This is a genomic window from Armatimonas rosea (assembly GCF_014202505.1).
Classification (GTDB): domain Bacteria; phylum Armatimonadota; class Armatimonadia; order Armatimonadales; family Armatimonadaceae; genus Armatimonas; species Armatimonas rosea.
The window spans coordinates 290,724-316,046 of record NZ_JACHGW010000004.1; the positions used below are offsets into that span (position 1 = coordinate 290,724).

Below are 25,323 nucleotides of genomic sequence, written 5' to 3' on the forward strand. Positions count from 1 at the left end.
TGGTTGGCTCAGAGCGCATTTGGTATATTTCTCCTAACCTATCTACCCGATAATGGAGTCTATGGACATGAAAAAATTTGGTTTCTCGATGCTTGGTGTGGCGTGCGTGGCCCTGAGTGGCTGTGGTGCGGTCAACAATGCAATTAACTCCGCCATCCCCGAGATCGACAATCTGGCACAGCTCAATGGCTCTAATGTCAATGCAACTGTGGGCTCGGGCCGCGCGGTGATCTCGGGCAACGTCAGCCGCAGTGTCACCTTCCCCGACCGCGACCTGCCCCAGGTCAGCCAGCTCAAGACCCTGCGCCTGCGCCAGAGCCTCGACCAAGCGATCCAGGTGGACATGCCCAGCGGCGCGAGCTACCCCGCCGCGTTCACGCTGAGCAATATCACCCTCCAGATCCGGCTCTCCGACGGCGACGGCAGCCGCTTCACGGAGTCCTCGGCGACCTATGCCGGCCCGGTGACCTTTACCCGCGACGGCACCACCAATATCTACCGCACGACAGCCACGGTCGAGGTCTCCAATATCACGTTCTCGGGCTCCGGGTTTAGCTCGGCCCGCGATATTATCACGACCGCGCCCTCGTCCAACTCCGCCAGTGGCCGACTGAGCTTCGATGCCGACGATACCCAGCTCCCCAATGGGACGGTCCTCAAGTTCACGTTTGCCAATGGCAAGGCCAAGGTAGAGCTCTAGCCACGCCACGCTTGTCGCTCGCCGTCTTCCCCCACGAGGTGACGGCGAGTGGCCTCTCCAGCGCCGCCGCGAGCGCCACTGCATGTGCCTCCGCCGAGCCGGCCCAGGTTTTATAGAGTGGGCGGGCGCTCCGAAGCGACTCCGTCAGCGATTCCTGGTAGCCAAGATCCTGCCACGGGCCAGGACTCAGCGTCAGATTCTCGTAGCCATCCCCCACCTTCCATTCCGCACCCGCTGCCTCCATGCGATCGAGACAGGTCACCGCCAGGCATTCCACGCGCCCCGCGACCCTGAGGCTATAGCGCAGGAGCTCCAGATCGGGCCACCCGACCCGCAGTGCCCCCTGCCACGGATTCTCCGGGTTGGTATCGTCGGGGAGGGTAGTGGTCAGCGCCGCATCTTCGGTAGGAAACGGCCCGGCACCGTGGCGTGTCGCGTAGCCGCGGATCACCCCCAGCGATACGACCTGCGCCCCACTTCCTTCGAGCAAGCGGTAGGCATTCTCTGTCGTGACAGTCGACCAGGTGGTGTAGGGATGAAACCCGCGCCACTCGTCGAGCAGGACCCCCTGCGCCCCTTCAAAGACCGTCGCCGCCGCCGGGTTGCGCAGGTGCCGCAGGAGAAAGCCAGGATCGGCCACGGTCGCACTGCCCAGGAGCCCCTGGCAGAGCGCGATCCACGCCTCCGCCTCTTCGTCCTCCGCCTCCATGACTAAGCCGGGACACTCGGCATGCTTGCGGGCACGGTGCCGGTTCAGGCGCTCCGGGAGAGTCCTGGGGTTGAGTAGGTCCCGCACCCGCAGGGCATCGTCGGGGACAGCGAGCGCTTCTGCCTGGGTCTCCCCAATCCCCAGCCCGCAGGAGCCATGCCGACCAGCCCCGCGCCGCTGCTCTCTGTAGCGGTTGGCGGCCATGTGCCAGGGTGTCGTCACCAACGCATCTGGGTGCAGGATCAGGCGGCTTAGAGCGTCCGTAACCCCCACGGCTCTCAGCAGCTCGCTCTCCCAAAACAGCGTGAGCGGATTGACCAGCATGTGCTCCGAGAGGTAGGTTCGCACGCCTGGGACAAAGCTCCCCGAGCCAAGCTGCTGGAAGGTGTGCGCTCTGCCATCAGGGGTCAGGACGGCATGGGCCGCCTGTGCGCCGCCGCTGTGGCGGACAATCAGGGGGAGGCGCCCGGAAGCGGCAAGCTCCCGGGTCGCCCAGTCGACCATGGTCCCTTTCCCACTGTCACCAAAGAGGAGGTCCGTGACAATGAGGGCCTGGTGTGTGGTCTAGAGACGAACGGCGCGACCGCCGCCCTCCAGCCCCACCAGCGCGTTGCTCGCCACCGGCACGAGGCTTCCGGGGGCGATGGTCCCAAGCGAGCTCGCCGCCGCCGCCACGCGTCCGGCATCGAAGCCATGCTTCTTGAGCGCTATCGCCGAGTCTGTGACCGTCCGCCCCGCCAGCGCCCCGATCGTCATGGCGAGCTGGGGGACGATCTGCTCACGCTCGGCGGCTCGGATGACGTGCTGTGCGGGCAGTAGCTCTTTCCAGGACTGCTCGATCCCCTTGTCGTCGAAGTGGTACGTGCCACCGGGACGGATCAGAAAGACATTCCAGCGCCGCTGCAGCTCCTCGGCGAGCTGGGCGGTCGGGATGTCCTGCCCGATCTCCTCGCCCAGCCAGTTCTTCACGGCATCGCGGCTGACGTTTTTATAGTAGTTCTCGTCGCCGATCAGAAAGAGAGCGCCTTTTGTGCCGCGCTTCTCCCAGGCATCGGTCTGGACATGGCGGGCGAAGAAGTACAGCGCCAGGTCGTATGACTCCTCGTGGGTTCCGCCACCACCGCCCTCCAGGTAGATCTGCGAGAGGCACGTCTCCACCAAGGCATCGTCGGCCTCAAACTCCCCCATCTGGAGCGGAGCGGAGTCGCAGAAGGCATCCCCGACCGCGCCAAAGCAGAGCTGTGGGTTGGCGACAATGCTCTCCTTGAGGACAAAGCCCATGAGCTTGCCCAGCTCTTTTTGGAGGTAGTTCGGGATATCGCGCATCGAGCCCGTGACATCGAACATCACGGCGATCGGAAAGGAGAGCGGGCTGTCGGCGTTGTCGCGCGACTCCCGGTAGAGCTTGTCACGAACGTCCATCTTCTTGTGCAAGCCACTGTGCGTAAAGAGCGAGGTTCCCGTTGCTGCCCGAGCCGCGGCGCGGGCGCTGTAGCTGACGGTATCAAAGTATCCAGATCCCATAGTAATTGCCCCCTTTCCCTAGATATCAGGGAAAGCTAAGGAACGATAAACTCGGCAAAACGACGATTCCCCAGGAGAGTACCGAGGCTCTCGTGGGCTCGTTCGGCGTCGGAGAGGCGCCGCGTTGGGTCGGGGAGGGTGCACTGCTCCAGGAAGCGCTGCAGGGGCGCATCGAGGGTCGTTGCATAATCTCCCAGGAGATAGAGTGCGGTCTTGGCCGCTTGAAAGAGATCACTGCTGGTGCTGGCAGGGGCGCGACTGAGGAGCTCCGGCGGTGCGAACCCTTTCCAGGATGCATCGTAGACGGGAACCGGCTCGTGCCCGAGGCGGCTCGCGCAGGTCCAGTCGAGGAGTACAATCCCGTGTGCCTCGGGGTAGATCAGGAGGTGATCGGGAGTGACCGCGCCGTGGGCGTAGCCCTTGAGATGCGCGAGCCAGAGGGTCAGAAACAGCCGCCGCAGGATCCACCAGACCTGCCTTGGCTCGACCCCCACCTGGAATTTCTCATCGCGAAGCTGCTGCGCGGTGAAGCAGCGTCCCTCAGGAACCGAGAGGAGATTCACCGCTTGACGCCCCCCCGCAAGCCCGGCAACCGTGAAGTGGGCGTAGGAGACGGGGACATAGGCGCGCTGCTTGGCGTAGAACTCCCGCTCGACAACAGGGTCCCGGTGGGGCGTGTGGAGCACCCGTAGCGCCTGGAACTCACGCTCCAGCAGGTCGTTGTCCGCTGGCTCACGACAGACCTTGGCAAAGACGCGCTGCCCCGGCACGGCGGCGGTGAAGTGCGCCTCGTAGACCGTGCTCACCAGCCCTGCCGCGTGGATTCCCGTGAGCGTGAGGAGCTCATCGCCCAGGAAGAGCTCCTGCGGCTCGAACAGCGGCTTCTGGTCGCCGTAGGTCTCCAGCTCCAGCTTGCGCTCCGCCTGCCCGCGCCAGGAGTTGAGCAAGCGAAAGACCTCCGCTGCCAGGGCCTGGTCGCTCTCAGGGACGCGATCCGGGTGGCAGTTCTTGGCCAGGGATCGAAAGACCTCCGAGAGCGCCTGGCGTAGGGTCGTGGCGCTGTAGCCCTCAAGCCGGCCAAAGACTTGCTCCGGGCACGTGACCTGCTCCAGGTGGAACTTAAGTGTCTCCAGGTTTTCTCGCATAGTTATTGTCACAATCACAATTTATCGCATTTTTAGGATTCCGCCATAGTATTTTTGGTATATTTTAGCGCTTGGTGTAGGTGTCTCGATAGAGCACTGCCATGCCCGAGCTCTATGCGATCCGCGCCACCTACGACAAAGAGACCATCACGGTCTACCAGGCCTACAACGACACCATCGCCGATGCGGCTCTAGCGGCCCAGACCTTTGTCGCGCCGTTCTCGTTCCAGCGCATGACCTGGATCAAGCCGTCGTTCTTGTGGCTCATGGAGCGGAGCAACTGGGGCCAGAAGTCGGGGCAGGAGCGCATCCTCGCGATCCGCATCAAGCGCGCCGGCTGGGAAGAAGCCCTCGCGCTGGGCGTCCTCACCCACCCCGAGCCCGCGCTCTGGCCCAACCCGGACAGCTGGCGCACCGCCTTTGCAGCCGCGAAGGTTCATGTCCAGTGGGACCCGGAGCGCAGCCTGCGCGGCGCTGCCCTGCCCTACTTCTCCATCCAAGTCGGCCTCAGCCGAAACCTAATCCAGCGCTACACCGACGACTGGATCGTGGGAATTGACGACAAAACCCCGCTCGTGCGCAAGCTCCACAAGCTAATCCAAGCGGGCAGCGCCGCTGCTGCCCTCAAGCTCCTGCCTCGCGAACGGGTCTACGAACCTAGAGTGTCCGAAGATGGAAGCCGCCATCGATATTGATAACTTCTCCCGTTGAGAAGGGAAAGTCCCCGCGGGCGATGGCGGCGACCGCGCGCCCGATGTCCTCGGGGAGGCCCCAGCGGCGAATCGGCCACGCGCCGCCCGCAATCGCGCTGTCGTACTTTTCTTTCACGCCCGCCGTCATGTCGGTGGCGATCACGCCGGGCCGCAGCTCATAGACCCGAATCCCGTACTCCGCCAGCCGCGCCGCCCAGAGCGCGGTGGTCATTCCCAGCCCCGCCTTGGAGATGCAGTAGTCCCCCCGGTTCACCGATGCCGTAAACGCAGAGATCGACGAGACCGTGATGATCTGGCCACCCGTACCACGTCCGATCATCTCCTTGGCGACACGCTGCGTCAGAAAGTACGGCCCCTTGAGGTTGATGCTCATCAGCCTGTCGAAGCTCTCCTCGCTCGCCTCCAGTACATCGGCACGGACGCTCGGCGCGACCCCCGCGTTGTTGACCAGCAAGTCGATCCGATCCGCCACGCCCAGAGTCGCGTTCACAAGCCGGTCGCGATCTTCCGCTACCGAAACATCGGCGCGCACCGCAATCGCCTCGCCTCCAGCCTCCCGCACCAGCGCGACGCACTCGTCGGCGGCTGCGGCGTTGCCGGCGTAGTTCACCACCACGAACCACCCGAGCTTACCCAGCTCAATGGCGATCCCGCGCCCAATCCCACGCCCCGCGCCGGTCACCAGCGCCACTTGTCGATTATTCACTTCGTTTCTTTTCCATTCCTTGCTTCCATCGATCCAAACTCAGTCGCTTACGGAGACGACAAATTGCAACTTCCATCGCTGCAAGATACTCGGGATTGCGGTAATTTCCTAGAGGCAACTGGCTCGACCAATAGCGTCGTCCTACGTTGTCATCCCGGTGCTTTTGATTCATGGCAGGACGTGCCTATACAAATTCACTATGAATCCGTTCCAGTTCTGCCAGAACACACTCGTCACCAACTTCGCCTAGAACCAGCACCAATTCCTCGGCATCCTTTTGCCCCCAGACATCATATCGTTGCTTGGCAATCTCGCCGTAGATCGTCCAATACCGCGTAAGCACAGGAAGTGCCCGAATATCTGGTAGTCGGCGAAGTGCCTGAAAAATCTCCTTCAAGAGTGGCGAGTCTTTGCCGACAACAAGTCCACTCTCTAAAAGAGCAACAAGCGTGGGAACGGCTGCGTTGTCCCCAATTAGCCCAAGAGATCGGACAGCATCGGGCACACCACGCCGTGCATGTTTACGCAGCACTTCGACCGCCTCTGGTGCTCGAAGGCGTCCCAACGCCCATGCCACCTTTGCCACATTGAGTGGTTCGGGATTTTCGAGGTGGGTTATGAGAGCACCAACCGCTTCTTCTCCACCTAATTTGGAGATCCCGCGTGCCGCCTCTCCGACAATCCACTCATCGGGGAAATCCAAAAGTGCAACCAATGGACTTAAGTCGTCATCGCTTGCCCGTTGACGGGCACGACGAACCGCACTTCGTGCAGCCTCAAGTGCACGCACAGAAATAAACGGGTTCCAGTGACGACAGCGCTCGATCCAATTCTTGACCATCGCCACTGACGTTCCCATTTACTATTTCGTAGCTCCATCCACCGGCGAGGCGACATCTTCCTCGGTGGGGCCATCCACCCAGGTCTTGAACTGCGCCGGGAGCGAGTCCTCAGGGTACGGGGTGACGACAGCGGGTATGGGTTTCGCGCTGGGCCGGATGGCTTTCCAGAGGGCCTCGACAAAGAAGTACTCGCTGAAGAGACACGCTTCGTGGACACCAATGTTCTTGTGGATGTGGTAGATCGAGCCGTTGAGAATTCCCTCAAAGCCCGGTGTCTTATCCCCGAGATACTGCTCGCAGCAGAGCTCCAGGCTACGAATCGCCCAGGCGCGGTAGGCGGCCCCCTTCACGGGATCGGGGCAGACGGCAGCGAGGTCGAGAAGGCCCGAGGCGGCGATGGCGCTCCCCGACGAGTCTATGTCCTGGTTGGGGGCGTCGAAGTCCCAGGTCGTGACACCGCCGCCGGGGAGCTGAGTCAGGAGGTAGTCCGCGTTGGCCATGGCGGTCTGCAGGTAGAGCGCGCGGCCTGTCTGCTGGTAGGTGCGGGTGAAGCCGTAGAGCGACCACGCCAGGCCACGCGCCCAGCAGGAGTCGCCGCGCCAGCCTTGGTGGGTGCTCTGGCGCAGGCACTCGCCGGAGGTCAGGTCAAAGAGCGCCTCGTGGCTAGTCGAGCCATCGCCGCGGACAATCGTCCGGCGCGTGGTCTCGCAGTGGCGGTGCGCCACAGCCAGGAGGTGCTCGTCGGAGAGGCGAAGGCCGGCCTGGAAGATCGTCCCGACATTCATCATGATGTCGATAAACAGGCTCGCGGGCTCGACAAAGCTGCGCAGGTACTGGCCCTTCTCCATGAAGCGCATCGCCATGGTCTTGCCGGCTTGGTCGAGGAGCGCGTTGATATGCGCCTCGGGGCCACCGAGCTCCAGCCAGCGCAGGTGCGTGGAGAAGAAGAGAAAGCCCAGGTCGTGGACCGCGCGGTCGTACTGGCGCGGCTCTAGCGGCGTGCTGCGCTTCACGGCTTCGTCGAGCCAGAAGCTCTCGCCCGTGGCCTCGGCAAAGAGGAACATCATGCCCGGGTAGAAGCCGTCGCACCAGTGCGTCCAGCGCTTCGTGTCCTGGCCAAACTTGCCATGGACGGTGTACATCGGGTAGTAGTCGGCGGGATACGCCGCGATCAGGGCTCTCACCTGGGCCTGTGCAAAGGCAAAGGCGCTCTCAAGGGTTGCGTTCACGCTCCCCAGTTTACCCGATTTGCGCCTCCAAAAACCGGTTTACTCCCCAGTCACGCTCCAGCATTTCCCAGTGGGCGAGGAGCTCCCGGTGCTCGGCGAGCATGGCGTGGGCGACATCGCGTACCGTGGCCAGCTCTTCGGGCCAGACCGGCTTGACCGGCTGCTCGACAACAAATGTCCAGCACAGCCAGACCACGATGGCACTGAGGATCACCCGCGAGCCAATCGTCACATCGATATTCTTCCAGAGTACGTAGGTCAGTACGGCCCAGATTCCCAGCCCCGCCCACGTCCGCTCCGAGAGGGGCCACCAGACCGTCTTCATCGCGACCGCCGGCCAGAGCGTGCCCCACGGCTCCGGGAGCTTCTCCCAGAACCCCGCCAGCTGGGCCTCGGGAATCAGCTCCGCGATAGCTTCATCGCCGGTGAGCGTCTGGCCCACCGCCCGCCCGAGCATGTCGAACACCTGCTCGTCGGTGATGCTGACCGCCGCCATGAGGCGCCAGTGCTCCAGAAACGTCTCCTCTACCTGTGCGATCAGCTGCCCCAGGCGTAGCGTCGTGGGAAACTGGCTCGGCTCATGGAGCTGGAGTAGCTCCCAGATCCCACTAACCGCCGCCTCGATCCCGTCACCGTAGCTGTAGTCCGTGTCTTCTTCGGCGACTTTGGGATCAAAGAGGATGATATTCCAGTCGCTTACCCGCAGCCTCTGCTCCTGGCACTCCGTTACCACGATCCGGGTCAGAGCCAGCCGCGAGAGCGGTGGAGTGATCCCTTGCGGCCACTCGGTCGGCTGCCCTGCGGCCTCGCGGAGCGTACGTGCTTCTTCCAGCGTCATACCAACACTCTACCGCAACCAGGTGTCGAGGTGTTCCGCGATAAAGTCATCGTCGGGCTGGGCGAGGTGCGGGTAGGCGGCGCGGACCCGGTCTATTTCCTCGCGCTGACCGGGCGAGAGCCCCTCGTTTTCATCAAGGCACCAGGTGCCCTCCAGCAAGCCCTGCTGCTGCAAGACATAGTGAATCCCCGCGATGCAACCGTGGAAGCCGTGGGCGGCATCGAAGATCGCGGCGTTCCGATCGGTCTCGGCGATCCCGGTCTCGAGAAGGGCGGCGGGGACAGTATCCGTGACCGCTTGGCAGGTTTTCAGAAGCGCGACCGCATTTTTTGTCCAGCAGGCCCAGTGCCCGAGGAGCCCCCCGACAATCCGGCGACCGAAGTAGGGCGTCACCAAGTCCGCCACAATCGCATCGTCGTTGCCCGTGTAAAGCGCGACATCGTCGCGGCCGGTCGCCACCAGGGCGCGCACCACATCGAGGGTCTGGTAGCGGTTGAAGGGCGCGATCTTCACGGCGACCACGCTCTCGATCTCAAAGAAGCGCCGCCAGAAGGCGTAGGGCAAGACGCGCCCGCCGACCGCGGGCTGGAGATAGAAGCCGACAAGTGGGATGACCTCCCCCACCGCGCGGCAATGCGAGAGAAGCGTCTCGTCATCGGCGTTTTTGAGCGCCGCCAGCGAGAGCAGCCCCGCATCGTAGCCCAGCGACTTGAGCAGGCTCGCCTCAGCGACAGCTTGCTTGGTCTCGCCACAGACCCCACCGATCCGAGTGACTTCACGCCCCGCCCGGTCCATTTCTTCTTTGGCGAGGGCAAGGACGGGCTCAAATAGCCCCACCTTTGGGTCTCGGATCGCGAACTGCGTCGTATGCACCCCGACCGCAAGCCCCCCGGCTCCCGCCGCCAGGTAGTAGCGTGTCAGCGCCCGCTGCCGACGCTCGTCGAGCTTGCGGTTTGCGGTCAGCGCCAGCGGCTGTGCGGGAATGGCGAGGCCACGCAAGAGCTCCCCGGCCTTTCTTCCCCCCCCTGCCCCCGCCGGGCGGGGGGGAGAAAAGGAATTAGATTCTGCTTTGTCCCCCCGCTCGGCGGGGGCTAGGGGGTTCTCAAAACTTTCCATCGCGCACCTCGAATTTCGTGGGCTTGCCTAGAGTGGGGCCGCCGTTCTTGATCCACGCCGCGGTCCACTCGAGAACCTGCTCGATAGGGACGGTCGGGTAGCCAAAGACGCGGTGGGCTTTCTGGCCGTTGGAGAGCAGGGCCAGCGGCGCTTCCTCTCCCTCGAAGTGCGGCTCTTTCCCGAGGAGCTTCCCGAGCTGGGTGGCAAGCCGGCGCACGGAGAGCTGCTCCGGGCCAGCGAGGTTGAAGATGGCCGCAGGCGATGATGCGTGGGCGAGGCTCTGGAGCGCCCACGCATTAGCATCGCCCTGCCAGACCACATTGACGGCGGCCATCGCCACGGAGATCGGAGTCCCCTCCCAGACCTTGCGGGCGAGATCGCACAGGACACCGTAGCGCAGCTCGACCGCGTAGTTGAGGCGTAGGAGGGAGACCGGGGTCTCGTAGGTATTGGCAAAGTACTCAAAAATCCGCTCGCGGCCCAGGCAACTCTGGGCGTACTCCCCCACCGGCCCCGGCGCGTCGGCCTCGACACTGCCACCCTGGTGGAGCGGGGTCAGGGGATAGACATTGCCGGTCGAGAACGCGGCGATCCGGCTCGTGGTGAAGCGCTGGCAGACCAGACCGGGCAGGAAGCTATTCATCGCCCAGGTCAGGGGCTCGTTGCCGGTTGCGCCGAACTTCATCCCCGCCATGAAGACAATGTTCTCCACATCGGGGAGCGCGAGCAGGGCATCGACATCCAGCAGGTCCGCGCCGATAGTCTCCACCTCAGCTAGCTCAAGCGCGGCGCGTGTGGCGGGGTCGGAGAAGCGGCTCACGGCGATCACGCGGCGCTTCTTGCCCACCGCACGCTTGGCCATTCGTGCCAGGGTCGGCCCCATCTTCCCCGCCGCCCCAAGAATCAGAAAGTCACCGTCGAGGGCATCCAGCGCCGCCACCACCGCCGGCGTCGGCTCTGACAGGCGCTCCTCAAGTTCGTCTATAGTCATGCCGCCACGATTCACCACCGCAGCGGCATTTTCCTTGGCTCAGTTGTCGGGGGTCTCCTCGCCCAGGAGGTGCCGGACCGTGTAGATCTGCCCTGTGTGATAGGCCACATGGAAGACCATGTACCCAAGGACCTCGGCGTAGGTTCGTCCCGGCGAGTTTTCGGGAGCCGCACTCGCCAGGTCCAGGTTGCGTGCCTTGAGGTGCTCCACTGCCTCCGTATGAACCCGAACCAGCTCCGCGTAGACCTCCGCGGCGGTCAGCGCGCGCTGCTCCTCCGAGGGCGGTGTCGCCAGGGTGCGCGGGTAGTACCAGAAGCGCGGGTCGATCAGCGGGCTGGTCAGCACGCCCTCGCCGGCAAACCGACTGGCCTCCCCGTTGGCGATATGCCCCGCCAGCTCCCCCACCGAGAGAATCCCCTCTGCAGGCCGCTTCCAGACATGGGCATCGGCGAGCCCCTTGAACGCCTCCCCGAGCTCAAAATAGGCCAGCTCCAGCCCCGTCGAATAGTGCTCAAGCACCGGTGGCCTCCTGGCCTTGGAGCGGCTGCATCAGCCCCGAGACAATCCCCTCCGTGTCGGTGAAGTAGGCCAGCCAGCCCACACCGGGGATCTCGTGCTTCTCCATCGTAATGGTGCCCCCGGCCGCCTTGACCGCCGCAATGGCATCGTCGATTGCCACCACGTCGATCACATTAATCGGGGCCTTTGGCATCTCCGGCTGCTGGGCGGCTAGCCCTCCGTTGATTCCAAATGCCTCCGCTGGGCCGGTGGTTACCAGCCAGTAGTCCATCGGACCTTCCCATTTCTGAAACTGCCAGCCAAATACCTGGCTGTAAAACGCCATCGCCCGCTCCGGGTTCTCCGCCGGGAGCTCAAAATGAATCACACGAGACATGGTCTCTTCCTCCTTTGACAGTAGTGTATCGCCTCTAGCAAACACAAGTTTACACAAGACGCGAAATTTGTCAATGGAATTTTTTAGGATTCGTTTTAGCCGAGGCCCAGCAGTGCCCGGCCCTCGCTCGCAAACGCCGCGATCCGCTCGGCGGGGGTGGCGTAGCCAGGGCACAGCATGCCATCGGCGAGGACGTAGCCGGGCTTGCCCTGCGTGCTCCGGTGCTGGTGGGCGACAATCACCGCAACTCCCTCGAGGAAGATCGCCTCTAGGTCGTCGGGGATGGGAACCCCGTTCAAGCAGGTGGGAACCAGCGGGGAGAGCTCGGGGGTGTTGTGCTCGGTCCCCGCCGTGACCACAATCCCCGCGCCGCGGAGCGCTGTGACATAGCGGCGCAGCACCTCGGGCGAGTTGCGGGTGGGAATGAGCTCCGCCGCATAGATCCCCCGGGCGACAAGCTCCGGGATCAGGCAGTCCAGCTCCTCAAACGGACAGATCGGGCTGGCTCCATCGGCGAGGGTCGGGTAGGTCGGGATTCCCCCTAGCGCGAGGATGAGCTGGTAGGCATGGTCAAAGCCCACAAAGGTCTCGGGGACATAGCCCGGCTTGCCTGCCTTCATGAGCTGCGAGCGGATCGCATTCTGGTCCAAGGCACCGTCGCGGCCCTGGAGCGCCGCCTCAAACGCCTGGGCGACATGGCGCTCCTGGAGAAAGACTGTCTCCACGGGGCAGCCGTGCCGCGCCGCGATCGCCTCGCGAATCTGAGTCGCGTCTAGCGGGACCTCCAAGAGCTCGGCCAGTCGGTCCACCATCGCCGCCATGCGCTCCGAGTCGCTGGTGCGAATCACCGAGAGTAGCGCCTCTGCCTTGGAAGAGAGCGGCGCAAGCTGCGTGATTCCCTTCCCACAGAGATAGAACTTGCCCGGGTTGCCAGGGTCGTTGATCTTCACGCCCGCCGCCTGCAGCTGCGGGACGAGGCAGATCACCTCCAGGCCAAAGAGGGGCGTGATCCCCTTCTCGCCCGCCAGGCGTGCAAACTCGGCGTAGACACTCCAGTCGTAGTAGTTGCTTGCACCCAGCACGGAGAGGCCCTCCGCCTCGGCAAGAGCCACCGCCTGCGCGACACTGGCAAAGGCGGAGAAGTTGGGGGGAAGGTGGACATGGGCATTGAGCCGGGGGGTACTCGGTGTAGTCATGGTGCTACTTTACCGTATTTCCCCCGCACTCCGATTCCGGCTTGCTTGCCGGAAAAGTTAATATCTGGTATCCTACCCCTGCTTTGAAAGCCGTTCTGGTCCCCAATCTGGTGGAATACCACTCGGTCAGCATGAAGCGCTATGCGCAAGAGCTGACACAAGCCCTCCTCAACCTCAACACCCCTGGCTGGCAGTATGAGTCCCTCACCTGTCACCATGTCGAGCCCATCGCCAAGCTACTACCGGGCAACCTGGGGGTGCAGACTGCGGAGCGGCTGGGGCGGCTGGTGCGCTATCCGCTTGTCGCCAAGCAGGCAAAGGGCGATCTGTTCCACATCTTAGACCATAGCCACGCGCACTTGATCGACTCGCTCACGCCCGAGCGCACCCTGATCACCTGCCACGACATCATCCCCCTTCTGGCCAGCCGGGGCAAGATCGATATCCCGGTCACCCCCAACGCCCGCCGTAACTTCCCCAAGATAATCGCGAATCTCGAGCGCGCCCGCGCCGTGCTGGCGATCTCGGAGTCTACCAAGGCGAACCTGCTGGAGTACACCAAGATCCCCGCCGAGAAGATCCACGTGGTCTACTACGGGGTCAACCCGCGCTTCACCGCCACCCCGCCGAATGGTCAGACCCGGGAGCAGGAGCGCACTGGGGTGCTCGCGGAGTACAAGATTCCTGCCGATGCCCGGGTGCTGATGCATGTCGGAACCACGGGGCGCTATAAAAACAATCCCGCGCTGGTGAAGCTACTGCACGCCCTCGATCCCAATACCTACTTGCTCCGGGTGGGAGCGCCGTTCTACGACGACGAAGAGGCGCTGGTGGATAGCCTGGGAGTGCGCTCGCGGCTGATCCAAGCGGGGAAGATCTACGACGATGCCCGGCTGGCGGCACACTACCGCGCGGCGGACTTGTTTGTTTTTCCTTCAATTTGGGAAGGATTTGGCTGGCCGCCTCTGGAAGCCATGGCCTGCGGGACCCCCGCGGTCACCAGTAATGTCGCCTCGCTCCCGGAAGTGGTCGGGAGTGCGGGGGTGACAGTCGGCCCCCATGATCATGCTGCCCTGGCCGCTGCGGTCGACTCGCTCCTGAAGGACACTTCCCGCCTGGAAGCCCTGCGGGTTCAAGCGGTCGCGCAGGCCGCACGCTTCACCTGGGAGCGCTGCGGGAGCCAGACACAGGCGGTGTATGAGAAAGTGACACGATGAAGGTAATTATTACAGGAGTCGCCGGATTTATCGGTGGCCATGCGGCGCGACGGTTTCTCGCACAGGGTGCCGAGGTGGTGGGAATCGACAACCTCTCCCGGCGCGGCAACGCGGAGAACCTCGATGAGCTTCGCCAGCTTCCGGGCAAGTTCACGTTTGTCTTTGGCGATATCCGCAATGAAAACGACATGATGCGGGTCTTCGCCGCGCACACGGACGCAGACGTGGTGCTCCACCTTGCCGGCCAAGTCGCGGTGACAACCTCGGTGACCAACCCCCGCATGGACTTTGAGGCCAACGCGCTCGGGACCTTCAACCTCCTGGAGGCCACCCGCCAGCACTGCCCCACCGCCGCCTTTCTCTACTCGTCGACCAACAAGGTCTACGGCGGGATGGAGCAGATCGTCATTATCGAAAAAGACGGCCGCTATGCCTACCGCGATATCCCCGAGGGGATGGTCGAGGAGACCCCGCTAGACTTCCACTCCCCCTACGGCTGCTCCAAGGGCACCGGCGACCAGTATGTCCGGGACTACGCCCGCATCTACGGCCTCAAGACCGTGGTCTTCCGCCAGAGCTGTATCTACGGCACCCACCAGTTCGGGATCGAGGACCAAGGCTGGGTCGCCTGGTTCACGATCGCAACTATCCTGGGCAAGCCCATCACGCTCTACGGCGATGGCAAGCAGGTGCGTGATGTGCTCTGGGTGGACGATCTCATCGACCTCTACCAGGCCGCGATCGCCAAGATCGATGTCGCCGCGGGGAAGGTCTACAACGCGGGCGGTGGCCTCGCCAACACGATGTCCCTGCGTGAGCTCCTGAGCTACCTCGAAGAGCTCGCGGGCCATCCCATCCGCCCCGCCGAGGCACAGTGGCGCCCCGGCGACCAAAAAGTGTTTATCGCCGACTGCACCCGAGTCCGTGAAGAGCTCGGCTGGAGCCCCAAGGTCGGCCCGAAAGAAGGTGTCGGGCGGCTCTGGAGCTGGACCCACCCCAACCGCGCCCTCCTGGAAAAAGTGCTCGGATAGCGCCTCCCACTCTTTAATTATCGCGCCGTAACAGTAGCTGAGTCGTCTCAGCTACTGTTATTTTTTTGTCTCCCCTCTTCATATAAGCCCCCAAAGTAGGCCTCAGCAAATAGAACAACACTCTATCTTGACCTCAAAAACAGTTTTGAGAGTGTGTATTTTTACACACCAGTAAACATTCTGTATAGATACTCGTCCATCAGATCCAGTTCCATGTCACTATCAAAATGCATCATACATACTAAATTAAACTAACTAAATAAAAAGTTATCATGGGACAGGCTATGAAAACCAAGAAAAAGCCCGTACGTGTCCTGTATCTGGATCATACAGCACAACTAAGTGGCGGAGAGATCGCACTACTCCGGCTTATCAGTAACTTAGATCGATCACTCGTCGAGCCCGTCGTCGTTTTGGCAGAAGAAGGACCGCTGGTCGCCCGTCTTCGTGCCCAGCGGATTGAGACTCATGTTGTCTTACTCACGGAGAAGATTCATCAGGTCCGGAAAGACGAGCTAACCTATAAAGGCTGGGTAAAAGCACTCGGCAATGTCCCTCTGTTCTGGCACTATGCGCAGACGGTTGCCACGTTTGCCCGGCAAAACTCGATCGAACTAATCTATACCAACTCCCTGAAGTCCGACTTCTACGGCGCACTGGCAGGGCTGCAGGCACGCCTCCCTGTGATCTGGCATGTCCGCGATCGGATCGAGTCGAGCTATCTCCCGAAGCCGGCGACGGCCCTAGTTCGCCTGTTTGCCCAGTGGCTTCCCGTCTGCGTCGTGGCCAACTCCCACGCGACACTGGAGACCCTTCAGCTGCCCTCGACGAAGCCCTCGGAGGTCGTCTATAGTGGCTTCACGCCCGAGTTTTGCGCGTGCTGTCAAGAGCCACGTGCTCAAAACGAGCGCCCACAGGTGGGACTAGTCGGGAGGATCGCGTCGTGGAAGGGGCAAGAGATTCTGATTCGCGCCGCAGCACAGCTCCTGAGCCGCGGCACACAAGCACACTTTCGGATCATTGGTGCCCCGCTTTTCGGGGAGGACGAAGAGCTCGAGCGGCTGAAGCACCTTGTCGGTGAGCTCGGGATTGAGAGCCATGTCTCGTTCTTGGGCTTCCAGCCCGATATCCCACAGCAGCTACTCCAGCTCGATATCCTGGTCCATGCCAGTACGACACCGGAGCCCTTTGGACAGGTCGTTGTTGAGGGAATGCTGGCCGGGCTTCCGGTGATCGCAACCGACGGCGGCGGGGTTCGGGAGATTATCACCCACGGCCAGACGGGGCTCCTGGTTCCCTGCGGCGATGTCGATGCACTCGCCCAGAGCCTCCAGCGGCTTCTTGATAGCCCCGCTGAGGCCGCAGAGCTTGCCGCTAAGGGACGTGCCCATGCGCAACAAACCTTTACCATCGCGCACTCGGCCCGTGCCAGTGAGCAGCTCTACCGGCGCGTCCTTGACCATTGGCAGGCGGCGGCACAAAAAACCGCTACCCCACCCCGACAGCTTATCTATGCGGGCTGGGCAGCGGTTGTGGTGGTGCTGTTTGCGCTGGGGGAGCTACAGATTTTTCAGTAGGAAGCTCAGCATCAGGCGGCGGGAGTGGCGGCTCTGGGCAAAGTCTCCAATCCCATGGCGGCTGGTGGGCGACGGATAGTACATCATCTCAAAGTCCTTCCCGGCCTTCTGGAGCTGGTAGATCAGCTGCACCGAGTTCTGTAGGTGGACATTGTCGTCCATCATCCCGTGCACCAGCAGCAGTTTTCCGTGGCAGTTGGCCGCGCCCTCCAGACACGAGGCGGCGCGGTAGCCATCGGGGTTGAGCTGTGGGGTGGACATGTAGCGCTCGGTGTAGATCGTGTCGTAGAGAGCCCAGTCGGTGGGCGGTGCGCCCGCGATCCCGCACTTGAACATCTTCGAGTGGGTTAGGGCGTAGGCGGTCATAAAGCCCCCAAAGCTCCAGCCCTCGATGGAGAGCCTGTCCTTGTCGGCATAGCCCTGGTCCACCAGGTAGGTCAGCGCGTCCTCGATATCTTGCAGCTCGCGTACACCAAACTGCTTGTAGCTGCACTTCTGCGCCGCGGTGCCGCGCGGGTTGGCGGTCCGGTTGTCGCACTTGAAGACAATGATCCCGTTTTGGGCGAGGAACTGGTCGCGAACACTCCCATTGACACTTCCGTAGCTATTGCGCGCCGTTGGGGCACTCGGTCCGGCGTAGACCGGCATGTAGACCGGGTAGCGCTTCTTGGGATCGTAGCCGGGCGGCAGGAGCAGGGTGCCCTCCAGGACATAGCCATCGCGCGCCTTGATCGTCACAAACTTGCCCGTCCCGAGCCGGTACTGCGCACCCGCGGTCGGGGGGTCGTACTTGATCACCGTCTTGAGAACCGCCCCTGTCTTGCCGTCGCAGAGGCGCACCATACCGGGATTCTCGGCGGTCGAGTAGGTATCGAAGTAGAACTCCTCGGTTGGGGAGAAGCTGACCGCGTGGGTCCCCATACCCTGAGTCAGGCACTGCGGCGGGGTCTTTCCATCGAGCGGCGCTCGGTAGAGGTGGCTCCCGGAGACATCGACCCCATTGCCTTGGAAGTACACCAGCCCCTTGGCCTCATCGAGTCGCGTGACTCCCTTCATGTCATACGCGCCCTTGGTGACCTGCGCGACCAGCGTCCCGTCTTGCTTGTAGCGGTAGAGGTGCCGGAAGCCATCGCGGTCGCTGGTCCAGAGGAAGGTGCCATCGGCGAGCCACGTGGGATCGTCGGTGACATCGATCCACTGGGCGCTTTTCTCGGAGATCAGCGTGCGGGAGTCGTTGCCGGTGAGGGCATCGGCGCTACGGAGCTCGAGCTGGCTCTGGATTCGGTTCTGGAGCTGGTAGTAGAGGCGCTTGCCATCGGGGGTGAAGGCAAAGCGGACGATCAGCAGGTCCTCAGCGACAAAGGGGCGCGTGTCCACAAAGACCGGCTCGCCGCCGTCCACCGAGACGATTCCTAGCTTTGCGGTCGGGTTGGGATCGCCGGGGAGCGGGTAGTCCCAGTCCTCGGTGGCGTCTTGCTGGCGCTTGGTGTGGTCCTGAATCCGGTACTTCTTCACCCCGGACTCATCGAGGCGCAGGAAGGCGACATGCTTGCTATCGGGGCTCCAGCGAATGGCGTAGCGACTCCCCCGCCCGTAGACCTCTTCGTCGTAGACCCAGTCCAAGATGCCGTTTAAGATGGTCGCGGAGCCGTCCTTGGTGAGCTGCTTGTCGTCGCCGCCCTGGCTATCCTTGACATAGAGGTTGTTGTTCTTGACAAAAGCCGTGTAGCGCCCATCGGGGCTGGTCAGCCCTGTCCCCACGGCCCGTCGCCCGCGCCGGCCTGCTACTGTTACCCGAGAGGTGTCCTCCACGGTACTGTCCTTGGGTTTTGGCACTTCCTTGCCGGTTCGGGCGTCGATATAGCGGTCCACTCCGTCTTTGGAGAGCTTGTAGACACTCCCGCTCGCCCAGGTCACCGCCCCCTGCGGAGTCGCCGAGAGGCTCACCCCCGCCCCCCCGAGGGCCTCGTCGAAGGTGAAGACCTTTGTCTGAGCAAAGGCGGGTGCCGCGCACACGAGGGCTGCGGCGAAGAGAAGAGAAGCTCGCATGGGATATTATACCGGGGGTGCTCGGGGATTGAAATCCCCGGCACAGATTAGGGAGCGCCCCGGGGGCGCGGGAAAACACAGCGTATCGTCCCTTGAGCGCTTGGGGCCGCACAGCCGATACTGTTATCAGCCATGCCTGATAGATCGCCGAAGCGCTTTAAGTCCGCCCGCCGCCCCGTGTTGAAGGTGCGAAGAACCCCTCGGTTTCTTCGTCGTTTTGTCTTCGATGGCGAGCCCTATGTTGGCGTTGTGTCCGCAATTGCTCTGGGCAACTATCGCTACCACCAAGCCTTTCTACTCTGGCGAGGCGACAATAAGGCCAACCAGCCACTACGGATTATCTGGACGATGCCACGCTATGATTATTGGCTCTGCGATATGGATAAGATTCCGCCCGAAATTGCGCTCCCACACCGTGACATCCTTCCTCGTGAGCTCGTAGTCTGTGTTCGTCAAGCGCGTCAGGCAGGTTGGACAGGTGAGCTTCGCACTCATGCCCCGTTTGACTGGGTCGTAGACGATCATGCCCGATAAGACCCCAAAACGCCACCAGATTCCCCGTCGCCCGGTTGTCAAGAAGACAAAAGCACGACTCCCCCTCCGTCGGTTTGTCTTTGACGGAGAGCTTTATGTTGGCTTGGTAACGCCTGAGATTTATCCACCGATGCAACACTACTGGTGCCAGCAGGCGTATACCCTCTGGCGTGGCGAACGTAAGCGCTCCCAGCCCCTCAAGATCCTCTGGCCCGGTTTAAAGGAATACCATTTTTGCCCTTGTGGCTACTGTGATCCTCCGCCTGAGTACCGTCTCCACTCCATCACTCCTCGTGAGCTCGCTGGCTATGTGCGTCAGGCACGAGAGCAAGGTTGGACGGGTGCGCTTCGAACTCCCATACCTTTTGAGCTTGTCGTGGATGATGTGTCAGAAGATCATTCGCGGATGGGAATAAGCGTCGGGCAGTAAATTACCCGCCTACGGTTAAGGGAGCGTCCCGAGGACGCGCGAAACGCTGAGTTCTCCGCGCCCACGGGACGCTCCCAACCTGCTGCCGGGGACTTTAGCCCCCGGCACGCGTCATTTTCCAAACACCCCTGGTGGGTCGGGGAAACCTTCCTGAACCTCGGCGAGCTGTACAAAAAAGAGGCGTGGCGTCCCGTCGGGGAGGGTGCGGAAAAAGAGCCGATGGACGTGCATTCCGCCTGCGGTACGTGCCTCGACCTCGGCCTTGATCCACTCCGGCTCCCCAACGGGACGGTAGAGTAGCGGCGCGGCAGAGGTCGAGAGCGCCCCGACTCGCTTGGCGGAGGTAAGCTCCCAGTGCTGGATATCGGTCGTGGGGAACCTCTTGGAGAGCGCTTGCAGGCGCTTCTGCCAGTAGCTCTTTTGCTGCTCCGCAAACGGGTGCAGGGAGTAGGAGCTACCAGGATTGGCGTAGAGGGTGGGCAGGTAGGCAAAGTCAAACTCCGCCGCCAGCGCCGCGGAATCTCGCTGTGCCCAGGCTCTCTCAATGCGGGCAATTGCTGCCCGCAGGGCGGGCAGCTCGGACTCAGGAAGGGAAGTGGGAGCCTTACTAAGATCGGCGCTCACAAAACAGCGGGCTCCTGCGGGCGGACGCGGCGCGAAGGTCCCCGGCGGAATGGGCTGGTCGTAGCGAAAGTTGGCGGAGACCTGCAGCATCCCTGTCTTCCACCAGTGGTACTCTCGCTCTTCACGGATCAGCAAGTGGGTTTTCGGGTCGGCCCAGAGAAAGACCGTGTCGTTACGACGAACCGTGCCCCCCTTGCCCGTATAGAGCGAGATGCTTCGATGACTCTGAGCGGAGAACTGCAAGGTCGGCCTGCCCTGTCGGACACGCGGTTGCCGGGTCCAGGTGAGTCCTTGGGTGTTCGTGACCGGGTCGAGGATTCTCTTTTGGTTTGCCTTCCGCATACGCAAGACCTCGGCGGGGGCTGCACTCGTCGAGCCCTCGAAGATCAGATAGGCATCCTGCTTGGAGTCGTAGCACCAAGAGCCCTCCGGGGTCCAGACAAAGACTCCCTCGTTCACCCCTGCACTATCTACCGTTGTCTCGATGCGGATTGCGGGAGGATTGATCCGAAGGGTATGGTGCGAGACCATCCTCTGTGTGTCTTTTTTCTCGTCCCAGGCCCGTAGCGTGCTGTCCCATGACGCGGTATTGACTCTTCGCAGAGCCTTTTCCACAGGAGCCAGCGCCGAGGCAGGATGCGGCACCAAGACAATGCCCGCCACGATCCCGACAACTGCCGCCGTCCCAGCGAGTGCCAAGAGGAGCCGATAGGGTGGTCGGCCACTCGGTGGTGGCAGAGCCTTTAGCGTGCGGTCACGGAGTGCCGGGGCGGGTTTTGCATCGGCGTAGAGCTGCTGGGCCTGCTGCTCCAGCTCAGAATTATCCATGAAAAGCCTCCTCAGAGAGAATGGTCCGTAGTTTTCCGACCGCCTCATAGACTTGGCTCTGGACAGTCCCGATAGGCAACTGTAGAACCTTGGCCGCCTCTTTATGGGTAAGCCCCTCCGCCTTGACCAGCAAGAACGCCTCACGCTGCGCCTCACTCAGACACACGAGAGCGCTCGCAAGTGTCAGACGAACGAGTATCTGAGACTCACTCCCGACAAGCGGAAGGTCGGTGAGTGGCGCAAGGGGAAGACGCTCGCGGCGCTGGCGAAGGGCACGGGAGCGAAACACGGCGATACGGAAGAGCCAGGTCTGGTGGGTCGAGCGCCCCGCAAACCGGGGAAGGCTCTCCAGTGCAGCGAGAAATACCTCCTGCGTGAGGTCTTCCGCATCTTCCTGGCAGCCTCCGCAGAGGCGCAGGCAGAAGCGATAGACCCGCTCGCTGTGCGTATCATAGAGGTGGGTGAGGCGACGGTGGGAGCTATTGGTGCGCATTCTCACTGTTAGAGTCGCAGACGGGGCGGGTTTTGTTGGGAGACACACCCAAATAATTTCCGCGCCCTATCAAACCACGCAGGCCGGGGATTGAAATCCCCGGCAGAAGGCAAGGAGCGCCCCGTGGGCGCGGGAAGCGCTAGGCACCCAGCGCGTCCTCGGGACGCTCCTAATTTGCTGCCGGGGATTTCAATCCCCGGCCTGCCCTACAGCTTGATCCCTGCCCTGTCGAGGACATCCCGGTCGCGCTCAAAGGTGAGCTCCGGGGCCGCCAGGGTCCAGGACACCACCCGTTTCTCTCCGTTAAGACGAACCCGCCCCGCGACCACCACCGTGCGCTGGGTGGGCTTTCCGGGCAGGTTGAGCGCGTACTCCAGCCGGGTCATCTTCAGCCCGCCGCGCTCGACACTCTCCAGCCGAACCCGCTGGTACTCCTGCCCCCAGCCAGAGAGGCGCTCGTCGAGGCGCTCCAAGATCGTACGGGGGCTGAGGCCCTCGCTCAGGTTCAGGAGCTTCTGCTCAAAGATCGCCCCCGATGGCGCTAAGAGCTCGGTGGAGTCGGGACTTGCGTGGCTAAGCTGCCAGCTGACCCGCCGAAGGTCACGGTCCTCAAAGAGGAGTAAGGCGTCCTCGGGGATGGGGGTTGGCGTGGGGCGAGGTCGAGTTGTTACCGCGACCCGCCGGGGAGACTTGGGGAGCGAGAGCCACGCCCGGACACTCAGCCCCACTACCAGCACCGCGAAGCCGCCTGCTAGAAGAATCAGCCCCTTTGTAGGAGCGTCAAAAAAAAGTTTCTCGGTTTTGTCAGATTCAGCCATGTTCACCCGTTCTACAGACGCAAATCCGACAAAAAGGTGACAGAGAAAATGTTAGCAGTGGTAGAATCCGCAGCGATTTTTGGGGTGGACGCCTACGGCGTCCGGGCAGAGGTCAATGTCTCAGGGACCGTTCCGAGCTTTACGATCGTGGGGCTCCCCGATGCGGCGGTGCAGGAGAGCCGAGAGCGCGTCCGGGCGGCGATTCGCAACAGCGGCCTGCGCTTCCCCTACGAGAAACGCATCATCGTTAACCTCGCCCCCGCCGATATCCGAAAAGCCGGGCCCGCCTTCGACCTTCCTATCGCTGTCGGCCTGCTAGTCGCCACCGAGCAGCTCGCCCCGGAGCAGCTTGCCGAGACCGTCTTTATCGGGGAGCTGGGCCTCGATGGTGCGGTGCGCCCGGTCTCGGGGATTCTCCCCCTGGCGCTCTGGGCACGGCAGAGCGGACGGCGGCGGCTGATTGTCCCCGAGGCCAACACCCGTGAGGCTGCGATTGTGGGCGAGGTCGATGTGTATGGGGTGACATCGCTGGCCCAGGTGCTGGAGATCCTCAACGAGCCCGAGTTCTTTGTTCCCGTGCGGGAGGACCCGCAGAAGATCCTGGCGCACCGGGGCAGCAGCGATGTGGACTTCTCCGATGTCAAGGGCCAAGCGCAGGTCAAGCGGGCGCTGGAGGTCGCGGCGGCGGGCGGGCACAATCTCCTGCTGATCGGCTCTCCGGGCGCGGGAAAGACCATGCTGGCGCGACGGCTCCCGACCATCCTGCCGACGCTCTCGGTCGAGGAGGCGCTGGAGGTCACGAAGCTCTACTCGGTCTCGGGGCACCTTGCCAGCGGCGCGGCCCTGGTCACGGAGCGCCCGTTTCGCTCGCCGCACCACACGATCTCCAACGCGGGACTCACGGGGGGCGGCTCGATCCCTCGTCCCGGTGAGGTCTCCCTGGCACACTTCGGGGTTCTCTTTCTCGATGAGCTCCCCGAGTTCAACCGCGATGTGCTTGAGGTGATGCGCCAGCCACTCGAAGACGGCCACGTGACCATCGCCCGGGCCGCCGCATCGCTGACCTACCCCGCGCGCTTCACCCTGGTGGCGGCCATGAACCCCTGCCCTTGTGGCTTCTACGGCGATCCGGTTCGGGCGTGCTCCTGCTCTCAACAGGCGGTCGCCAAGTACCTCGCGCGGGTCTCGGGACCACTGCTCGACAGAATCGATATCCACCTGGAAGTCCCACGCCTCCACCACGACGAGCTCACCGCCCCACCCGCGGGCGAGAGCTCCACTGCAATTCGGGGGCGTGTGGAGCGGGCACGAGAGCTACAGCGGCGACGATTTCTGCGTGAGCTTCACACGGTCTTGGACGGCCATGAGCTCCCGGGAGAAAAAGTCCCGCTGGCCACTGCGTCACCTTCCCCCAGCACGTTCTGCAACGCCCACATGTCCTCGCGCCAGCTCCAGCGCCACTGCACGATGGAGCCTGAGGCAAAATCTCTTTTAAGCTCGGCGATTACCGCGATGCAGCTGTCGGCGCGCGCCTACGACCGCATCCTGAAAGTTGCCCGCACCATCGCCGACCTTGCCGCCTCGGAGACCATTGGGGTTGCCCATATCGCCGAGGCGGTGCAGTACCGGACACTGGACCGTAAGTTCTGGCGCTAGTGAAAGCCGGGGAGGAAGTCCTTCTCGGCCTCGAACATCTCCAGCGCCATGGCCTTAATCTCGGCGGGTGAGCAGCAAGCCATGGTGAGCGGGTCGAGATAGAGCGCATGGATCGCTTTCTCAATGCTCTTCTCGATCGCCGCTTGCGCCCCGAGCTCGTACATGGCCATGTTCATCTGGCAGACGCCGGCCATCTGGCTGGGGAGCTTGCCGTAGCGGGTCGGGTTGATCCCGTTGCGGTCGACCATGCACGAGACCTCGACAATGCCATCGTGTGGGAGGTTCTCGATCAGCCCGCCGGTGTTGGGGACATTGCCATGGATGCGAAACGGGGTGTCTTTCTCACGGGCCTCGATAATCCAGCTCGCGTACTCCCAGGAGCGCTCCCAGCCCACGGGTTTCTCGCCGCGGACCATCGCCTCCCGCTCGGAGTCGGCGTTGGCGCGCCAGGTCGGCCAGTTGTCGGCGTAGAAGCTCGTGCCACCGTCGTAGCCGAACCGCGAGTACTTATGGAGCAGGTCCTTGCGCTTACGGTAGTAGGGCAGGTACTCCGAGAGGTGCCCCGACGACTCGGTGATAAAGGCACCAAAGTGGACACACATGTCTTTTCGGACGACATCTTTATGGTGGCTGGGCAGGTCCTTGGGGCCATAGACCAGGTTCTCCGGGTTGTCGGGCAGGCCCTCCGCGACCGTCAGCTCCAGCTCCTGACGGAACTTCTCATAGAGCACGGTGTCGTAGAGGCTCTTGCCGTGGTGGTTGAGCCGGGTGAACCAGGCCAGGTGGTTGATGCCCGCGCACTCCCAGTCCATCTCCGCGTAGGGCACTCCCGCGTAGCCCGCCAGCAGGTGGCTCGTCCCCTGCACCGAGTGGCACAGCCCGACAATGGGCAGAGTCGAGACCCGTGCGGCCGCAAGGCACATCATGCTCATGGGGTTGGTGTAGTTGAGCACGATCACGTCGGGGCACAGCTCCTCGGCATCCCGCAGCACGTCCAGCCAGACAGGGATCGTCCGGAGGGACTTGAAGAGCCCACCCGGTCCAATCGTATCCCCGATGCACTGGTTGACCCCGTACTTGGCGGGGATATCGTTGTCGTGGCGGACACAGCCCAGGCCGCTCACCTCGATACAGTTGGTCAGGTAGTCCGAGCCAGGGAGCATCTCACGGCGGTTGGTGGAGCCAATAATCATCCACTTCTGCGCGAGCCCCTTCTCGTGCACCAAGCGGGTCAGCAGGGCGACCATGGTCTTGAGCCGGCTCTCGTCGGTATCCACCAGCGCAATCGTCCCACCCTGGTTGCCGGGAATGTTGAGGATATCGCTTGTCAGTCGTGGGGTGAAGCCGGAGCCCGCCCCCATCATTGTCACTTTAATCGGACGCAGCATCGTCCCGGGGAGGCCCCGCTCCTGCGCGTCTTGCGTGTGGGCAGCGTGGCCCGCCTTCTTCTCTTCAGCCATGA

At 62.8% G+C, this 25,323-nt stretch carries 24 protein-coding genes; 7 read left to right on the forward strand and 17 right to left on the reverse strand.

Annotation, left to right across the window (positions count from 1 at the left end):
* Positions 1–61 precede the first annotated feature (61 nt).
* Positions 62–700 carry a hypothetical protein gene (locus HNQ39_RS20825; RefSeq protein ID WP_184201343.1) on the forward strand — a complete coding sequence of 213 codons (639 nt, stop codon included), beginning with the start codon at positions 62–64 and terminating at the stop codon, positions 698–700.
* Here the strand turns inward: HNQ39_RS20825 and HNQ39_RS20830 are convergent.
* Genes HNQ39_RS20830 through HNQ39_RS20840 form a run of 3 tightly spaced genes read right to left on the reverse strand, consistent with a single transcriptional unit; the run spans position 663 to position 4,078 of the window.
* Positions 663–1,955: an adenylosuccinate synthetase gene (locus HNQ39_RS20830; RefSeq protein WP_343075983.1), complete on the reverse strand. Its 1,293-nt coding sequence runs from the start codon at positions 1,953–1,955 to the stop codon at positions 663–665. The genes HNQ39_RS20825 and HNQ39_RS20830 overlap by 38 nt on opposite strands.
* An 18-nt stretch (positions 1,956–1,973) precedes the next feature.
* Entirely contained in the window at positions 1,974–2,933 is a 960-nt protein-coding gene (locus HNQ39_RS20835; RefSeq protein WP_184201348.1) for a hypothetical protein, read from the reverse strand.
* Positions 2,934–2,968: 35 nt separating this feature from the next.
* A complete protein-coding gene (locus HNQ39_RS20840; protein WP_184201351.1) occupies positions 2,969–4,078 on the reverse strand; it encodes a serine/threonine-protein kinase in 1,110 nt (369 codons plus the stop codon).
* A 101-nt stretch (positions 4,079–4,179) separates the two neighbouring features.
* Here HNQ39_RS20840 and HNQ39_RS20845 point away from each other — a divergent pair, with 101 nt between their 5' ends.
* Entirely contained in the window at positions 4,180–4,773 is a 594-nt protein-coding gene (locus HNQ39_RS20845; RefSeq protein ID WP_184201354.1) for a DUF4291 domain-containing protein, read from the forward strand.
* On the opposite strand, the gene HNQ39_RS20850 is transcribed toward HNQ39_RS20845, so the two are convergent.
* The 9 genes from HNQ39_RS20850 to HNQ39_RS20890 form a co-directional block, all read right to left on the reverse strand.
* Positions 4,736–5,497, reverse strand: a complete 762-nt coding sequence (locus tag HNQ39_RS20850; RefSeq protein ID WP_184201357.1) for a 3-ketoacyl-ACP reductase — start codon at positions 5,495–5,497, stop codon at positions 4,736–4,738. The two genes, HNQ39_RS20845 and HNQ39_RS20850, sit on opposite strands and share 38 nt — an antisense overlap.
* Positions 5,498–5,681: 184 nt before the next feature.
* The gene (locus tag HNQ39_RS20855) at positions 5,682–6,338 is read right to left on the reverse strand and encodes a HEAT repeat domain-containing protein (RefSeq protein ID WP_246385968.1); all 657 of its coding nucleotides are present in this window, start codon (positions 6,336–6,338) and stop codon (positions 5,682–5,684) included.
* Positions 6,339–6,359: 21 nt separating this feature from the next.
* Complete coding sequence (locus HNQ39_RS20860; RefSeq protein ID WP_221290189.1) at positions 6,360–7,568, reverse strand: glycoside hydrolase family 88 protein; 1,209 nt, start codon at positions 7,566–7,568, stop codon at positions 6,360–6,362.
* A 10-nt stretch (positions 7,569–7,578) separates the two neighbouring features.
* Positions 7,579–8,406 carry a hypothetical protein gene (locus tag HNQ39_RS20865; protein WP_184201364.1) on the reverse strand — a complete coding sequence of 276 codons (828 nt, stop codon included), beginning with the start codon at positions 8,404–8,406 and terminating at the stop codon, positions 7,579–7,581.
* 9 nt (positions 8,407–8,415) lie between these two features.
* Positions 8,416–9,405, reverse strand: a complete 990-nt coding sequence (locus HNQ39_RS20870) for a dihydrodipicolinate synthase family protein (RefSeq protein ID WP_221290192.1) — start codon at positions 9,403–9,405, stop codon at positions 8,416–8,418.
* Between the two features lie 103 nt (positions 9,406–9,508).
* The gene (locus HNQ39_RS20875) at positions 9,509–10,513 is read right to left on the reverse strand and encodes an NAD-dependent epimerase/dehydratase family protein (RefSeq protein ID WP_184201370.1); all 1,005 of its coding nucleotides are present in this window, start codon (positions 10,511–10,513) and stop codon (positions 9,509–9,511) included.
* Between the two features lie 39 nt (positions 10,514–10,552).
* Positions 10,553–11,032: a DinB family protein gene (locus tag HNQ39_RS20880; RefSeq protein WP_184201373.1), complete on the reverse strand. Its 480-nt coding sequence runs from the start codon at positions 11,030–11,032 to the stop codon at positions 10,553–10,555.
* The gene (locus HNQ39_RS20885) at positions 11,025–11,408 is read right to left on the reverse strand and encodes a VOC family protein (protein WP_184201376.1); all 384 of its coding nucleotides are present in this window, start codon (positions 11,406–11,408) and stop codon (positions 11,025–11,027) included. Before HNQ39_RS20885 ends, HNQ39_RS20880 begins: the two co-directional genes overlap by 8 nt.
* Before the next feature lie 95 nt (positions 11,409–11,503).
* Positions 11,504–12,604 (reverse strand): hypothetical protein, encoded by a 1,101-nt coding sequence (locus tag HNQ39_RS20890; protein WP_184201379.1) that lies wholly within the window; start codon positions 12,602–12,604, stop codon positions 11,504–11,506.
* A gap of 131 nt (positions 12,605–12,735) precedes the next feature.
* Here HNQ39_RS20890 and HNQ39_RS20895 point away from each other — a divergent pair, with 131 nt between their 5' ends.
* The 3 genes from HNQ39_RS20895 (at position 12,736) to HNQ39_RS20905 (ending at position 16,429) form a co-directional block, all read left to right on the forward strand.
* Positions 12,736–13,821, forward strand: coding sequence for a glycosyltransferase family 4 protein (locus HNQ39_RS20895; RefSeq protein ID WP_184201382.1), 1,086 nt, complete (start codon positions 12,736–12,738; stop codon positions 13,819–13,821).
* A complete protein-coding gene (locus tag HNQ39_RS20900) occupies positions 13,818–14,852 on the forward strand; it encodes an SDR family NAD(P)-dependent oxidoreductase (protein ID WP_184201386.1) in 1,035 nt (344 codons plus the stop codon). Before HNQ39_RS20895 ends, HNQ39_RS20900 begins: the two co-directional genes overlap by 4 nt.
* Before the next feature lie 284 nt (positions 14,853–15,136).
* The gene (locus HNQ39_RS20905) at positions 15,137–16,429 is read left to right on the forward strand and encodes a glycosyltransferase family 4 protein (RefSeq protein ID WP_184201389.1); all 1,293 of its coding nucleotides are present in this window, start codon (positions 15,137–15,139) and stop codon (positions 16,427–16,429) included.
* Here the strand turns inward: HNQ39_RS20905 and HNQ39_RS20910 are convergent.
* Entirely contained in the window at positions 16,412–18,478 is a 2,067-nt protein-coding gene (locus tag HNQ39_RS20910; RefSeq protein ID WP_184201392.1) for a S9 family peptidase, read from the reverse strand. The two genes, HNQ39_RS20905 and HNQ39_RS20910, sit on opposite strands and share 18 nt — an antisense overlap.
* Positions 18,479–18,610: 132 nt before the next feature.
* Between HNQ39_RS20910 and HNQ39_RS20915 the strand changes: the two genes are divergently transcribed.
* Positions 18,611–19,012 carry a hypothetical protein gene (locus HNQ39_RS20915; RefSeq protein ID WP_184201395.1) on the forward strand — a complete coding sequence of 134 codons (402 nt, stop codon included), beginning with the start codon at positions 18,611–18,613 and terminating at the stop codon, positions 19,010–19,012.
* Positions 19,013–19,553: 541 nt separating this feature from the next.
* Here the strand turns inward: HNQ39_RS20915 and HNQ39_RS20920 are convergent.
* From HNQ39_RS20920 to HNQ39_RS20930, 3 genes are all read right to left on the reverse strand, one after another.
* Entirely contained in the window at positions 19,554–20,894 is a 1,341-nt protein-coding gene (locus tag HNQ39_RS20920) for a hypothetical protein (RefSeq protein ID WP_184201398.1), read from the reverse strand.
* The gene (locus HNQ39_RS20925) at positions 20,887–21,387 is read right to left on the reverse strand and encodes an RNA polymerase sigma factor (protein WP_184201401.1); all 501 of its coding nucleotides are present in this window, start codon (positions 21,385–21,387) and stop codon (positions 20,887–20,889) included. Before HNQ39_RS20925 ends, HNQ39_RS20920 begins: the two co-directional genes overlap by 8 nt.
* A 206-nt stretch (positions 21,388–21,593) precedes the next feature.
* The gene (locus tag HNQ39_RS20930) at positions 21,594–22,205 is read right to left on the reverse strand and encodes a hypothetical protein (RefSeq protein WP_184201404.1); all 612 of its coding nucleotides are present in this window, start codon (positions 22,203–22,205) and stop codon (positions 21,594–21,596) included.
* A gap of 48 nt (positions 22,206–22,253) precedes the next feature.
* Between HNQ39_RS20930 and HNQ39_RS20935 the strand changes: the two genes are divergently transcribed.
* A complete protein-coding gene (locus tag HNQ39_RS20935; RefSeq protein WP_184201407.1) occupies positions 22,254–23,861 on the forward strand; it encodes a YifB family Mg chelatase-like AAA ATPase in 1,608 nt (535 codons plus the stop codon).
* Here HNQ39_RS20935 and HNQ39_RS20940 read toward each other — a convergent pair.
* On the reverse strand, positions 23,858–25,321 hold the full coding sequence (locus HNQ39_RS20940; RefSeq protein WP_221290196.1) for an alpha-glucosidase/alpha-galactosidase: 1,464 nt from the start codon (positions 25,319–25,321) through the stop codon (positions 23,858–23,860). The two genes, HNQ39_RS20935 and HNQ39_RS20940, sit on opposite strands and share 4 nt — an antisense overlap.
* Positions 25,322–25,323: the final 2 nt, after the last annotated feature.